We start from the raw sequence: 13,205 nt of genomic DNA on the forward strand, positions 1-13,205 counted from the left end.
ATCCCTCCACTGCAGTTAAATTTTCTGTTTTTCGTGCTACATATCATTAGAGTCCGTTCCCTGATGATATGTTCAAATAATATATTTCGATATAAATTGTCAAAATACCTTTTTATTTTTAGAAAAATTTTTATATTCAATCTTATAGAACCCTGTTTAATGATGAATAAAGTTGTCGATAATGGGTACGGAGTGAAAGGATGATACGTATGAAGTGGTTCGTAATTGGAATAATAATTCTTCTTCTTTTTATTTTGTTTATACTATTGTCGAAAATAAAGCTTAAGGTGACATTTTTATATTCAGAAATGGAAAAGCAATGTTTGCTTCAAGTGAAAATATGGATGATTCGATATACATTTGATGTGTTGGAAAGAATTGAAAAACAGCAGAAAAAGACAGGACAGAAAATCGAAAAAGCTGAAGAGGACGGCGGACTCGATAATAAAATTATGGCGCAACTTGACAGCATTGGTGAACTGATAAAAAAGCTTCAAGAAGTTCATACTATTGTTAAAGATTTTCTCAAACGAGTGAAAATCAATGGTTGGAAATGGCATACACAAATTGGAGCAGGCGACGCAGCTAGTACTGGAATTGTCACTGGATATGCATGGGGGACAAAAGGTATGGCTGCTGGAGTTGTCGGACAATATATGCATATTGTCGATGTACCAGAATTTGAAATTACTCCTGTTTTTCAAGGGAAAGGATTTGCGTCAAGATGTGAGTTAACAGCATCTTTTCGGATATTCCGCACTATAAAAACAGCGGTGAAATTGCTCATATTTATGAGGAAGCAAAGATCTGGTATGACAGAAAAATCTGTTCAAGCATAGGGGGGATATAGAATGGACCATCCAATTCAAGGTTTAATGACAACCGCAATGCAGCATTTAAAACAAATGACTGATGTAAATACCATTGTTGGTGACCCAATTAAAGCGGCAGATGGAAGTGTAATTCTTACTGTTTCAAAAGTAAGTTTTGGATTTGCTGCTGGTGGAAGTGAATTTGGTAAAGTAGAACATTCAGGCCGCCATCCATTTGGCGGGGGAAGTGGTGGAGGAGTTTCTATTAATCCTGTTGCCTTTCTTGTTATAAATGGAGATGGTGTGAAAGTATTGCACTTAGATAAACAAACACATGTCATCGATAAAATAATTGAATTAGCTCCACAAGCTGTTGATAAAGTGAAAGAAATGATGGATAAACGAAAAGAAGATGATCCTGAATTTCAAATTTAACGAATAAAGAAGCTAATCAATAGGTTAGCTTCTTTAATTTTTTTGTAAATAAAGCGATTTTATTTGCATTATCGATAGGGACAAACTATCATTTACATTGTACATATTTTGTTTAAATAAGGGAGGATTTTCAAGTGGCAAACGTAACTTTTAAAGGTAATCCAATGACTTTAGTTGGAACAGAAGTTAAAGTTGGCGATCAAGCGCCAAACTTCCAAGTATTAGCAAACGACTTATCTCCAGTAAGTTTAGAAACATACAAAGGCGAAGTGAAATTAATTAGTGTTGTACCTTCAATCGACACAGGTGTTTGTGATGCACAAACACGTCGTTTTAACCAAGATGCAGCAGGTATTGAAAATGCGAAAGTATTAACAATTAGCGCTGATTTACCATTCGCTCAAAAACGCTGGTGTGCAGCAAACGGTTTAGAAAATGTTGTAACACTTTCTGACCACCGTGACCTTTCATTCGGTGAAGCTTACGGCTTAGTAATGAAAGAGCTTCGTTTACTTGCTCGTGCAGTATTCGTAGTAGATAGCAACGACAAAGTAGTTTACGCAGAGTACGTAAGCGAAGGTACAAGCCATCCAAACTATGAAGCAGCATTAGAAGCAGCTAAATCTGCGAAGTAATGTGAAGGAAATGACCTCTTATAAAGAGGTCGTTTTTTCTCATATATTGCTCTGTAACGGCATCGATATATGAGAAAAAACGTTATATCATATATAACTTAAAAGGGAGCTCTTTACAGGAGGTCGCTTTTTCTTTTTGGAAAAAAACACTTTGTGGTATGATATAAGTTATGTGTAAAAGAGAGAAGGAGGAATGTACGTGAGTCAGACAGTAGAAACATTATTTTCTATTTTTGATTCTTCTGCGGTAGTTTTACGTAAAGAATTAGATGTAACATATTTAGAGGCGCTTGTAGAAACAGGTGATAACTTGTTTGAGGGAGCGATTTTACAAGAGGAATTATCCGAATCAGCAATTGAAAGGCTGAATCGTGAATATAGTACGTTTAATGAAGAAACATATAAAGGTGAAGAAATTCGTAAAGCATTTCAGTTAGCCATCTTAAAAGGAATGAAAGAAGGCGTACAAGCGAATCACGAAATGACACCTGATGCAGTTGGGATGTTCATGAGTTACTTATTCCATAAATTTATGCAAGGTCAAAATGAAATTACAGTTTTAGATCCTGCAATTGGAACAGGTAACTTAATGACTACAGTGTTTAATAGCGCTAAAGAAGGACTAACAATGAGTGGATTTGGTGTAGAAGTGGATGAAGTGCTAATTAAACTTGCTTTAGTAAATGCAAATTTACAAAAGCATGCAATCGAATTCTTCCATCAAGATGGACTAGCACCACTTTATATCGATCCAGTTGATGCAGTCGTTTCAGACTTGCCAGTTGGTTATTATCCAAACGAAATCGGTGCAAGTGAATATAAATTAAAAGCAGATGAAGGAATGTCATATGCCCATCACTTATTTATTGAACAAAGTGTGAAACATACGAAAGAGGGCGGGTACTTATTCTTCTTAGTACCAAACTTCATTTTTGAAAGTGACCAGGCACCAAAATTACATGCATTTATTAAAGAAACATGCTTTATTCAAGGGTTATTACAGCTTCCTGTTTCCATGTTTAAAAACGAGAAAAATGCAAAAAGTATATTTGTTCTCCAAAAGAAAGGCGCTAATGTAACAATGCCAAAACAGGCGTTATTAGTGGAGTTGCCTAAATTCTCTAACATGAAGGCGATGGAAGACATTATGGATCAATTAAATACTTGGTTTGCAACACATAAATAAAGCTAGGTATATGTAACAGCATTAGTGATTCATGTAGTACAGTTTTATATAATATGTCATATTTTTAAATATATACAAGATTTAACTGAATTTTTTTGAAATCTGTAATATATATTTTTTCTTGGTGTTACAATTTTTTCACTTGAAATATATGTCGGACGATGTTTAAATTAAAATCGTGAGTATAAAATTTGCTAATGATGAAACGTTTTCATATTTAGTGAATTTGATCAGATAAAATCGAGCGGTTTGTGGAAACATCCACACAACTACCAAGAGAAAAAGGGGCGAAAGACTAGATGTCAAAAATCATCGCGATTAACGCAGGAAGCTCTTCCTTAAAATTCCAATTATTTGAAATGCCAAGTGAAACAGTATTAACAAAAGGTTTAGTAGAACGTATCGGTTTAGAAGATAGTATCTTCACTATTACTGTAGATGGCGAAAAACAAAAAGAAATTACAAACATTCCAGATCACGCAGTAGCAGTTAATATGCTTCTAAAAAAATTAACTGAAAACGGAATCGTTAAATCTCTAGATGAGATTGGCGGTATCGGTCACCGTGTTGTTCACGGCGGCGAAAAATTTGCTGACTCTGTTTTAATTACTGATGAAGTATTAGCTGATATCGAAGAATTAAGCGATTTAGCACCACTTCATAACCCAGCAAACGTTGTTGGTATTAAAGCATTCCAAGAAGTATTACCAAACGTACCAGCAGTAGCAGTATTCGATACAGCATTCCACCAAACAATGCCGGAATCTGCATTCCTATACAGCTTACCATATGAGTACTATGAAAAATTCGGCATCCGTAAATACGGTTTCCACGGAACTTCTCATAAATATGTAACTGAGCGTGCGGCTGAATTATTAGGTCGTCCAATTGAAAGCTTAAGCTTACTTTCTTGTCACTTAGGTAACGGTGCAAGTATCGCAGCAGTAGAAGGCGGTAAATCTATTGATACTTCTATGGGCTTCACTCCACTTGCTGGTGTAACAATGGGTACACGTTCTGGTAACCTTGACCCTGCGTTAATTCCATACATCATGGAAAAAACAGGCCAAACAGTAGAAGAAGTAGTTAACGTATTAAACAAGAAGAGTGGTATGTTAGGTCTTACTGGTTACTCTAGTGACCTACGTGACATCATTGCGAAAGAAGAAGAAGGCGACCACCGTGCGAAAGTAGCACTTGATGTATTCGTAAGCCGTATCCACAAATACATCGGTTCTTACACTGCTCGTATGAAAGGTGTAGACGCAATCATCTTCACAGCTGGTGTAGGTGAAAACAGTGCGATTATTCGTGAGCGCGTATTAGAAGGCCTTGAGTACATGGGCGTATACTTCGATGCAAAACGTAATAACGTATTCGGTGAAGAAGCATTCATCAGCTTCCCACACTCTCCAGTAAAAATTATCGTAATTCCAACTGACGAAGAAGTTATGATTGCTCGTGACGTACTACGTCTTGGAGATATTGGTTAATATATGAAAAAAAAGACGAAATCCTATAGGATTTCGTCTTTTTTCTTTTGGATGTATTTTAAAACTCCATCCGGATATAATATTTTTTCTTTCTGAATGAATGCCGTAATAGGAATCCATTTCGCATATGTTACTGTTTCCTCATCTTGTATATTTAATATTTTCATTTCATATAGTGACGTGTCTAATAAACGCAAAGAATATAGTTGAATAATTTCATGACCAATGTCTCCATCTAGATGAAAGACATTTTCTAAACAACCTAAATAATTGGTGATTTCCACTTCTGTATGAAGCTCTTCCCTAAATTCACGAATAACGGTATGTGCTGATTGTTCACCAAGTTCAATTGAACCACCAAGAGGTCGGTAAAATGTTTCATCGGCTGAATGATATTCTTGTACGAGAAGACGCCCGTGATGTATAGCAATGCCAAAAGCCTTTGCACGTGGATACATATACAATCACTCCTTATTTTTTGTATAAGGAAGATTATAATATGTTTTGTAGTAAAGGTGTCATGTATTTAAGAATGTGGTCTAATCGTAATTCCATCAAATAAGTCTTTCCAAAATGCTTCATTGTATTGGTATACATCCATAATAGGACATTTCATAACGCAAACACGTTGTAATCCCCAATCTTCTTGGGTGATAGTTGGTATATCGGCAGGAATTAGTAACAGGACAGAGAATGTATGTGTAACGATTTGAGATAAAATTTGTTCTAGGGAACATGCTTCTTCATATGTTCCTCCAGTTCGAATAAATAATATGGATTCGGCCGTTTCAATTGTAGCTAGAAAACGATTAATACGATGTTCATAATTTAACTTAATTTCTGTATAAGAAGGCCAAGAAGTTGGTGTGTTTACATCTGTTTTAAAGTCATGACAGGAGTCAATTTCATAAAGGTTGTCCCTTAATCTTAATTTTGCATCATCATCCCAAAATGAGATGAAGGATAAATTTTCGAAATTTAAAAAGCGGTCAAATCGATTTTGTAATAATACATTCACTTTTTCTAATGAGGGGCTTAGCATAAAATCAATAACGCCAAAAAATGGTGATAATTCTAATTGATATAATGCCCAAGCAGGCCAGCAGTTTTGTCCTAAGCTGAATACCGCATTATATTCTTTTTTTATATCGGATAGATTCATGTGATTTATCTCATCCTTTTTGTTAATATTTTATGCCATTCAAAAATGGTATGTGAATAAAGATAGACAAGCATATTTGCAAAGAATAAGCAGAAATATGTTACAATAGAAAAAAATCGAACGAGGTGGTTGTTACGATGCGATCGAAGCGAGAACAAGCCATTTTAGACAATATAAAAGAATGGGAAGCGCAATTAGTTGAGCAAGAAGCGACCGATTTTCAAAAAGTGTTTGATAAATGGTTACATACTACAGTTGCGAAATTACCTGAGAAAAAGCGAAAAGAATTCTTCACGAAAGCAGATGGATGGCTCTTTCATTTGCATGCATTTATTCAAAGTTCACAAGCACAGTTAGATGCACGTAATCGGATTTTAGGAACATCAAGATTATTTGATGAATCGATTGAACAGCTTGAAGATTTGAAAGCATTATCTATTGATCAATTAACATACATAGCAGAGCAGCAAACAGCACGTCATCGTCTATATTCATTTGTACAAGGCGGGGCAACAGGTGCTGGAGGTTTATTATTATTAACGGCGGATTTTCCGGTTATGATCGCATTAAATGTGAAGGCAGTCCAACTTATTGCAACATCATTTGGACATGATGTGAACAAGCCGTATGAAATGATGCTTGCGTTAAAGGTGTTTCATGCGTCATTACTACCAGGAAGACTTCAGCAATACGCATGGTACAATTTATTGCAAGAGCTGGAGCAAGAAGATTCGTTCTTCTACGAAGGAGACGAAGCAGTGCTACAAACAGCTTCTACTGAGGTTGTGTTAAAACAAATTTTGAAGACATTTTCGATTTATGCTCTTCGTCGTAAATTATTCCAAGGTATACCGGTAATTGGAATGGCAATTGGATCTACAGTGAATTATCGTTTAACAAGAAACGTTACTGAATTTGCAAATAGATTTTATCAAGTGCGCCATATAGTCGAGAAAGAAAAAAGAGCATAAAAAAAGCGAGAGGCCGAAGCCTTTCGCTTTTTTAATTTGTTGCATGTTTTTTGGACATTGGAACAGATACTGGCTGTTTTTCTGCTGTTTTTTCTGTTTTTGGATAATAAATTAAATCCAATGTTTTTGCCTGTACGGCAATCGAAAGAATAGTAAAAGCAATTTCTGTCCAATTTAAATAATATAATGAAAGCGCAAGAACAATCGCGTCAAAGACGAAGAAAATTTGCCCAATTGTAAAACGAGTTCGTTTACTTAATACAATTGTTAAAATATCGTCTCCACCGGTTGCACCGCCAAATCGCAATATAAAACCGAGTCCAATACCAGCTAACGCACCGCCAAATACTGCAGCTATAAATAAGTTATTTGATAAATCTACCGTAAATGGAGAATAATTTTCCATAAAGGAATAAAATACTCCGAATGAAATTGAACCTAGGAATGAATAACCAACCATTTTTCTACCTAAAAATGAAGCGCACAGTAAAATAATTGGGATATCCATTAATACAGTTGAAATAGATGGTGAAATATCATAAAAGTTTTGAATGAATAGTGCAATTCCTACAAAGCCACCTTCTGTTAAGTGGTTTTGGAAGTGAATGTGATATAGCGCTGCTGCTAAAATAAATGAACCGATTAAAACCATAAAAATTTCTTTAATAATTTGCCGACTTTGGATGTTCCTCATCGTTATTCCTTCTTTCCGTAGTTAGTAGTCCTTTTTGTGTTGTAAACTAACTACGAGCTCACATGTAGCTTTCAGTTAGTTTACGAAAAAACTAACTACGCTATATGTCGCTGAAGAAATAACGAATAATCCTCTCGTCCATCAATTCTCCCTACCTTCGTTTTAGTTTAAGTCTTAAAACGACTAAACAAAACGTGGAGTAGGATTCGTCATTTAGCAATCCTGCTCTTCTTTGTTTTGTTTAGTTAGTAACAATTAAGTCCTAAACAAAACGCTATGTGTAAGAAGAGTCTTTTTTTTGCCAAATTATCCTTCGGGCAATCATAATTTCCCCACTCTCGTATTTTTTTCGCTAGACTAAAGTATCTGAGCTGAAAAATACGCTACGTGTATGATTCGTCAATACGATGCCACATGCTCCTTCGAGCGATCATGATATCAAAATCCCTTCCTTCAAGATTTATACTATTATATCATACTTTTAAAAAATGTATGCGGATGGAAACCGACAATAAACGGAGGGAATCTACAAAAAATGTTATGTTTAAATATTTTTGTAGAAAAGCCTAAGTTATTTCGGAGGATTGGACAGTTTGTAACGGTTTGTCCAATAAGTAAGAAAAAAAGGGTTTTATTCCGTTGTATTCTTTTCATCACTTTTATCTTTAAAAAACGCATCCCAACTAATCACACTTAAAAAAGTTAAAGCGATAATAACGAAAGCACGCATAAGCTGTAGACCTCCTTTTGTACATAGTATATGAATCATTAGATTCGGAATGTGTCATTTTTTTACAAGTCTTAACTATTATGAGAGTATATTAATATAGATAGATGAAGGGGAGAGTGAAGGTATGCTAAAAGGAATGTTCAAAAGAAAAGAATTAATATGTATTTCATGTCAGAAAAAAATTCAATATGAAGAAGAGCTTGTTGCTTTTGTAAAGTTGCCGAAAGAAAGAAGTATATTAGTTGGCCCTTTTGATGTGTGTTTGGCAAAAACAGCACAAGAGATATATTGTAAATCATGTTATGACAAAAAAGCATGACCCAAAGTAATTGAGGGGCATGCTTTTTTCATTGGTGTGCTTTCCCCTCAGATACATTTTGAGTGAGTCGATACCAAAGCCAAAGGTCATTAATGATGGAAGCAAGATCGGCAATTTCTGAATTTAGTTTACAAGAAACTTCGAAGTCTTCTTCGTTATTTAAATAATGTTGTTTTGTATTAATATAGTGCTCAAGTTCTTTTATACGATCAGGAATTTTCCCGCGAACTTGTTCCCATTTTAGTAAAATAGCATGTTGCATTTTTTCGGGGATTTCTTCCCAGTCTTCTTGTAAATGCGGAATTTCAATTCCTAGATGTTCATCGTATAAGAAATACTTTTCCATAAGTTCACCCCCGTTTTCCTGCTTATATTGTACAGAAAAACAGAAAGAAGTTCGACGAAATTGTTTGAAAAAATTTAAAAATGACTCTTGATACATTTTGTGAAAGGTGGTAAAGTGTGAATTATTATAAAAGAAAATGAATATTTATTCTTTAGGGGGATGCAAAATGAAGAAGAAAAAAGTTGTATTAGCATATTCCGGAGGTCTTGATACTTCTGTTGCAATTAAATGGTTACAAGAGAAAAATTATGATATTATCGCGCTTTGTTTAGATTTAGGGGAAGGTAAAGACTTAGCATTTGTAAAAGAAAAGGCACTTTCAGTAGGTGCAATTAAATCATATATGATTGACGTTCAAGAAGAATTCGCGAATGAATATGCATTGATGGCGATGCAAGCACACACATTATACGAAGGAAAATACCCTCTTGTCTCTGCATTATCTCGTCCGCTTATTGCAAAGAAATTAGTAGAAATCGCAGAACAAGAAGGCGCAACTGCAGTTGCACACGGATGTACAGGAAAAGGAAATGACCAAGTTCGTTTTGAAGTTTCTATCCAAGCATTAAATCCTTACTTAGAAGTGATTGCGCCTGTACGTGAATGGAAATGGTCACGTGAAGAAGAAATTGCATATGCAAAAGAAAACGATGTACCAATTCCGATTAATTTAGATAGCCCGTTTTCAATCGATCAGAACTTATGGGGACGCAGCAACGAATGTGGAATTTTAGAAGATCCATGGGCAGCGCCGCCAGAAGATGCATATGAGATGACATTGGCGTTAGAAGATACACCGAATAAACCAGAGTTTGTAGAAATCGGATTTGAAGCAGGCGTACCGACTACTTTAAATGGCACTGCATATTCACTTGCAGAATTAATTAAAACGTTAAATGCGCTCGCTGGAAAACACGGCGTTGGACGTATTGATCACGTAGAAAATCGTCTTGTCGGTATTAAATCTCGTGAAGTATACGAATGCCCAGCAGCAATGACGTTAATCACTGCGCATAAAGAGTTGGAAGATTTAACACACGTAAAAGAAGTAGCACATTTTAAACCAGTGATTGAACAGAAAATAACAGAACTTATTTATAACGGTTTATGGTTCTCACCTTTAAAACAAGCGCTTCATGCATTTTTACAAGAAACGCAAAAGAATGTAACAGGTACAGTGCGTGTGAAATTATTTAAAGGTCATGCGATTGTAGAAGGACGTAAATCTGAGTACTCTTTATACGATGAAAAATTAGCAACATATACTGCCCAGGACGAATTTAATCATGATGCAGCAGTTGGATTCATTTCATTATTTGGTTTACCGACGAAAGTATACAGCCAAGTGAATCAAAAGAAGGTGGAAGCGTGAGCAAACTTTGGGGCGGACGTTTTACAGAAGAAGCGGAAGCATGGGTTGAAGAGTTTGGAGCATCCATCTCCTTCGATCAACAATTAGTAAATCAAGATATAAACGGGAGTATTGCACACGTCACGATGCTAGCAAAGCAGAGCATCGTGACGAAAGAAGAAGCAGAGAAAATAAAGGTAGGTCTTCAATATTTATTGAAAGAAGCAAAAGAGAATAAGCTACAATTTTCAGTAGAAGCAGAAGATATTCATTTAAATATCGAAAAGATGTTAATTGAACAAATTGGCGAAGTAGGAGGGAAACTTCATACAGGCCGAAGCCGTAACGATCAAGTGGCAACGGATATGCATTTGTATTTAAAAGAAAAGGTAGAACATATTATAAAAGCTACAAAGCAATTGCAAACTGTTCTTGTTCATCAAGCAGAAAATAATATTGAAACGATTATGCCTGGCTATACGCATTTGCAACGTGCCCAGCCGATTTCATTTGCTCATCATATTCTCGCTTATTTTTGGATGTTAGAGCGTGATGTAAATCGTTATGAAGATTCGTTAAAGCGTATTAATATCTCCCCATTAGGAGCAGGAGCGCTAGCTGGGACGACATTCCCGATTGACCGAGAATATAGTGCGGAGCTTCTTGGATTTAATGGAATATATGAAAATAGTTTAGATGCAGTAAGCGATCGTGATTTCATACTGGAGTTCCTAAGTAACTCATCTATGCTTATGATGCACTTATCGCGCTTTTGTGAAGAACTTATTTTATGGAGTAGCCAAGAGTTTCAATTTATTGAAATGAGCGATCAATACGCAACTGGAAGCAGCATTATGCCGCAAAAGAAAAACCCGGATATGGCAGAACTAATCCGTGGTAAAACAGGCAGAGTATACGGTAATTTATTCAGTTTACTTACAGTAATGAAAGGATTACCGCTCGCTTACAATAAAGACTTGCAAGAAGATAAAGAAGGAATGTTTGATACAGTAAAAACAGTAGAAGGATGCCTTCATATTATGGCGGGCATGCTTGAAACGATGACTGTAAACAAAGAAAAAATGGGGCAAGCTGTGACGCAAGATTTCTCCAACGCAACAGAAATTGCCGACTATTTAGCAAACAAAGGACTACCATTCCGTCAAGCTCATGAAATTGTTGGGAAGTTAGTGCTACATTGCACACAAAAAGGAATTTATTTATTAGATGTCCCGCTTGAAACATATCAAGAAATGAGCTCTTTATTTGAAGAAGATTTGTATGAAGTTCTTTCACCATATGCGGCTGTAAAGCGTCGTAATAGTGCGGGTGGAACAGGATTTGAACAAATCAAAAACGCTTTGGAGAAGGCGAAGGGGTTAGTTGGAGAGTTTGTTGGAAGTTGATTGATTTTATAGGGAAGAAGGTACGCTAATCTTGATGGAGAGAAGCTTACCTTCTTTTTTTATAGCCACAAATTAATCATACTTATGTCGATCTTCCGTAATTCGAATATACTCAATATCCATCAAATCTCTAAGTAATGCACCGTTACTTAGTTCAACGCCATGTTTCTCTTTAAAATGAGTACGAATCGTATCTAGCATTTCGAGTTCTTTCCCATTCACATCTAAAATAATACGTTCAGAATCATCCATGTTGCATCCTCCTTTTTTACACATATATATTTTGTCCGTCTATTTCTAAAAAATGTATGTTAACGTAATGTTAGGAAATAAGAAAGGGATGAAAAATGAGACGTATTTATTTTATAGGGTTAATTTTGTACACGCTAATTGTATTACATGTTGCATTCCCAAATATCTTTTCATTTGAGGATTTAGAAACAGTACACGTTGCGATATTTATTTTTGCTCTATTTGTAGTAGATTGCTTTATTTCTATATGGATTTCGAAAAGAAAAGATATACAAGGTGAAAAAGAAATGGAACGGAAAAAGAGAAAACATTCATTTTGGATGATGACATACTGTTTGTCTTTAGTGCTTACTGCTGCTTTTTTTAGTGAACATATTCCATTAGAAAGATTAAATATTGGATTTGGTGCGTTCGTATTTGCATACTATTTTTTTATGCACTTTCTTCCTTATATGAAAGAAAAGCGAGGAGAAGAGGAAAATCCGCTTGTAGAAGAAGCGAGAGAGCAAGAGCATAAGAGAATAGAAGAAGATATAAAGAAACTCGGAGAACAAAAGTGGTATTTAAAATCAAAAATCATATATGTTCTTTGCTTTATTACGCCGCCAATTGGCTATTTGTACGTTTTCTTACTTCGTAAAAAAATGACAGAGGGTGCAAGGCAAACGTACTTAACGATCGCGACAATTATGATGGCATTATGGTCTTTGAAGTTTCTTCCGCCTTATGTGTTGGCAATTACCGTTGTTGTCGTAGCATGTCTTGTGTTTATAGTGAAGTTTATAAAATGAAAAACACCAAGCCTATGTGGACTTGGTGTTTTATCTATAAATTAAAGCTCACCTTGTTCCTCATCACCACGAACAACAAGGACATCGCATTTCGCATAGCGAATAATATGTTCAGAGACGCTACCAATTAGGAAACGCTCAACAGCATTTAAACCAGTCGCACCACACATAATTAAATCTACTTTATGGTTTGGAGCGATTTCTTTTGAAATTTTTGATTTAGGATTACCGAATTCTAATACAGTTTCAATTTTTTCAAGACCAGCTTCAAGCGCAGTTTTTTTGTAGTCTTCTAATAAGTCTTCTGCAAATAGATTTGCACGTTCCGCAATTGCACGGCTATAAGCTTCTACTGCTGAGTATGCTTTTACATCAACGATATGAGCAATTGTTAATGTTGCATTGTTGCGCTTTGCGACTTGAATTGCTTTTTTAAAGGCTTTTTCTGCTTCTTTAGAACCATCCACCGCGATTAAAATATTTGTATATGTATTATTCATAGTAAATTCCTCCCAATCTGTTTTATAACTGTTTACAACTTAATTATAAAACAAATTTTGGTAACGTGCTTGCCAGAAACGTTACAGAATTTTGAAAACTCTGTTTCAATTCATTTTAGTTG

16 protein-coding genes are annotated in these 13,205 nt (G+C 35.4%); 10 read left to right on the forward strand and 6 right to left on the reverse strand.

The window, feature by feature from the left end; translation table 11 throughout:
- Positions 1–200 precede the first annotated feature (200 nt).
- The 5 genes from AU379_RS01265 (at position 201) to ackA (ending at position 4,561) form a co-directional block, all read left to right on the forward strand.
- Positions 201–839, forward strand: coding sequence for a DUF2953 domain-containing protein (locus tag AU379_RS01265; RefSeq protein WP_002098024.1), 639 nt, complete (start codon positions 201–203; stop codon positions 837–839).
- A gap of 12 nt (positions 840–851) precedes the next feature.
- Positions 852–1,247 (forward strand): GerW family sporulation protein, encoded by a 396-nt coding sequence (ytfJ, locus tag AU379_RS01270; protein WP_000350003.1) that lies wholly within the window; start codon positions 852–854, stop codon positions 1,245–1,247.
- A 134-nt stretch (positions 1,248–1,381) separates the two neighbouring features.
- The gene (gene tpx, locus AU379_RS01275; RefSeq protein ID WP_000024525.1) at positions 1,382–1,882 is read left to right on the forward strand and encodes a thiol peroxidase; all 501 of its coding nucleotides are present in this window, start codon (positions 1,382–1,384) and stop codon (positions 1,880–1,882) included.
- A gap of 199 nt (positions 1,883–2,081) precedes the next feature.
- Positions 2,082–3,068: a class I SAM-dependent methyltransferase gene (locus tag AU379_RS01280; RefSeq protein ID WP_000084367.1), complete on the forward strand. Its 987-nt coding sequence runs from the start codon at positions 2,082–2,084 to the stop codon at positions 3,066–3,068.
- Between the two features lie 299 nt (positions 3,069–3,367).
- Positions 3,368–4,561 (forward strand): acetate kinase, encoded by a 1,194-nt coding sequence (gene ackA, locus AU379_RS01285; protein ID WP_000034575.1) that lies wholly within the window; start codon positions 3,368–3,370, stop codon positions 4,559–4,561.
- A gap of 23 nt (positions 4,562–4,584) precedes the next feature.
- On the opposite strand, the gene AU379_RS01290 is transcribed toward ackA, so the two are convergent.
- Together AU379_RS01290 and AU379_RS01295 are read right to left on the reverse strand one after the other, a co-directional pair.
- Positions 4,585–5,019, reverse strand: coding sequence for an NUDIX hydrolase (locus AU379_RS01290; protein WP_000283470.1), 435 nt, complete (start codon positions 5,017–5,019; stop codon positions 4,585–4,587).
- A gap of 68 nt (positions 5,020–5,087) precedes the next feature.
- Complete coding sequence (locus AU379_RS01295) at positions 5,088–5,723, reverse strand: DUF1796 family putative cysteine peptidase (RefSeq protein WP_001053732.1); 636 nt, start codon at positions 5,721–5,723, stop codon at positions 5,088–5,090.
- A 137-nt stretch (positions 5,724–5,860) separates the two neighbouring features.
- On the opposite strand from AU379_RS01295, the gene AU379_RS01300 reads away from it, so the two are divergent.
- Entirely contained in the window at positions 5,861–6,694 is an 834-nt protein-coding gene (locus AU379_RS01300) for an EcsC family protein (protein WP_001256853.1), read from the forward strand.
- 31 nt (positions 6,695–6,725) lie between these two features.
- On the opposite strand, the gene AU379_RS01305 is transcribed toward AU379_RS01300, so the two are convergent.
- Positions 6,726–7,388: a YitT family protein gene (locus AU379_RS01305; protein ID WP_061138921.1), complete on the reverse strand. Its 663-nt coding sequence runs from the start codon at positions 7,386–7,388 to the stop codon at positions 6,726–6,728.
- A gap of 854 nt (positions 7,389–8,242) precedes the next feature.
- Here AU379_RS01305 and AU379_RS01310 point away from each other — a divergent pair.
- Complete coding sequence (locus AU379_RS01310; RefSeq protein WP_000911985.1) at positions 8,243–8,437, forward strand: hypothetical protein; 195 nt, start codon at positions 8,243–8,245, stop codon at positions 8,435–8,437.
- Between the two features lie 28 nt (positions 8,438–8,465).
- Here the strand turns inward: AU379_RS01310 and AU379_RS01315 are convergent, their stop codons facing one another.
- Entirely contained in the window at positions 8,466–8,783 is a 318-nt protein-coding gene (locus AU379_RS01315) for a hypothetical protein (protein ID WP_000417218.1), read from the reverse strand.
- A 166-nt stretch (positions 8,784–8,949) separates the two neighbouring features.
- Here AU379_RS01315 and AU379_RS01320 point away from each other — a divergent pair, with 166 nt between their 5' ends.
- Positions 8,950–10,155 carry an argininosuccinate synthase gene (locus AU379_RS01320; protein ID WP_000727588.1) on the forward strand — a complete coding sequence of 402 codons (1,206 nt, stop codon included), beginning with the start codon at positions 8,950–8,952 and terminating at the stop codon, positions 10,153–10,155.
- Positions 10,152–11,540 (forward strand): argininosuccinate lyase, encoded by a 1,389-nt coding sequence (argH, locus tag AU379_RS01325; RefSeq protein ID WP_000041289.1) that lies wholly within the window; start codon positions 10,152–10,154, stop codon positions 11,538–11,540. Before AU379_RS01320 ends, argH begins: the two co-directional genes overlap by 4 nt.
- 72 nt (positions 11,541–11,612) lie before the next feature.
- Here argH and AU379_RS01330 read toward each other — a convergent pair whose 3' ends face one another.
- Complete coding sequence (locus AU379_RS01330) at positions 11,613–11,792, reverse strand: hypothetical protein (RefSeq protein ID WP_000342765.1); 180 nt, start codon at positions 11,790–11,792, stop codon at positions 11,613–11,615.
- Positions 11,793–11,887: 95 nt separating this feature from the next.
- On the opposite strand from AU379_RS01330, the gene AU379_RS01335 reads away from it, so the two are divergent.
- Positions 11,888–12,583, forward strand: a complete 696-nt coding sequence (locus AU379_RS01335) for a hypothetical protein (RefSeq protein WP_061138922.1) — start codon at positions 11,888–11,890, stop codon at positions 12,581–12,583.
- 41 nt (positions 12,584–12,624) lie between these two features.
- Here the strand turns inward: AU379_RS01335 and AU379_RS01340 are convergent, their stop codons facing one another.
- Positions 12,625–13,083 carry a universal stress protein gene (locus AU379_RS01340; protein ID WP_001066673.1) on the reverse strand — a complete coding sequence of 153 codons (459 nt, stop codon included), beginning with the start codon at positions 13,081–13,083 and terminating at the stop codon, positions 12,625–12,627.
- Positions 13,084–13,205: the final 122 nt, after the last annotated feature.

This window comes from Bacillus sp. JH7, from assembly GCF_001563515.1.
GTDB lineage: Bacteria > Bacillota > Bacilli > Bacillales > Bacillaceae_G > Bacillus_A > Bacillus_A cereus.

What these genes read in the sequence shown, in the direction of transcription:
- AU379_RS01265 (WP_002098024.1), top strand. Translation starts at nt 201, where the DNA reads ATGATACGTATGAAGTGGTTCGTAATTGGAATAATAATTCTTCTTCTT.
- ytfJ (WP_000350003.1), top strand. Translation starts at nt 852, where the DNA reads ATGGACCATCCAATTCAAGGTTTAATGACAACCGCAATGCAGCATTTA.
- ackA (WP_000034575.1), top strand. Translation starts at nt 3,368, where the DNA reads ATGTCAAAAATCATCGCGATTAACGCAGGAAGCTCTTCCTTAAAATTC.
- AU379_RS01290 (WP_000283470.1), bottom strand. Translation starts at nt 5,019, where the DNA reads ATGTATCCACGTGCAAAGGCTTTTGGCATTGCTATACATCACGGGCGT.
- AU379_RS01295 (WP_001053732.1), bottom strand. Translation starts at nt 5,723, where the DNA reads ATGAATCTATCCGATATAAAAAAAGAATATAATGCGGTATTCAGCTTA.
- AU379_RS01300 (WP_001256853.1), top strand. Translation starts at nt 5,861, where the DNA reads ATGCGATCGAAGCGAGAACAAGCCATTTTAGACAATATAAAAGAATGG.
- AU379_RS01305 (WP_061138921.1), bottom strand. Translation starts at nt 7,388, where the DNA reads ATGAGGAACATCCAAAGTCGGCAAATTATTAAAGAAATTTTTATGGTT.
- AU379_RS01310 (WP_000911985.1), top strand. Translation starts at nt 8,243, where the DNA reads ATGCTAAAAGGAATGTTCAAAAGAAAAGAATTAATATGTATTTCATGT.
- AU379_RS01315 (WP_000417218.1), bottom strand. Translation starts at nt 8,783, where the DNA reads ATGGAAAAGTATTTCTTATACGATGAACATCTAGGAATTGAAATTCCG.
- AU379_RS01320 (WP_000727588.1), top strand. Translation starts at nt 8,950, where the DNA reads ATGAAGAAGAAAAAAGTTGTATTAGCATATTCCGGAGGTCTTGATACT.
- AU379_RS01330 (WP_000342765.1), bottom strand. Translation starts at nt 11,792, where the DNA reads ATGGATGATTCTGAACGTATTATTTTAGATGTGAATGGGAAAGAACTC.
- AU379_RS01335 (WP_061138922.1), top strand. Translation starts at nt 11,888, where the DNA reads ATGAGACGTATTTATTTTATAGGGTTAATTTTGTACACGCTAATTGTA.
- AU379_RS01340 (WP_001066673.1), bottom strand. Translation starts at nt 13,083, where the DNA reads ATGAATAATACATATACAAATATTTTAATCGCGGTGGATGGTTCTAAA.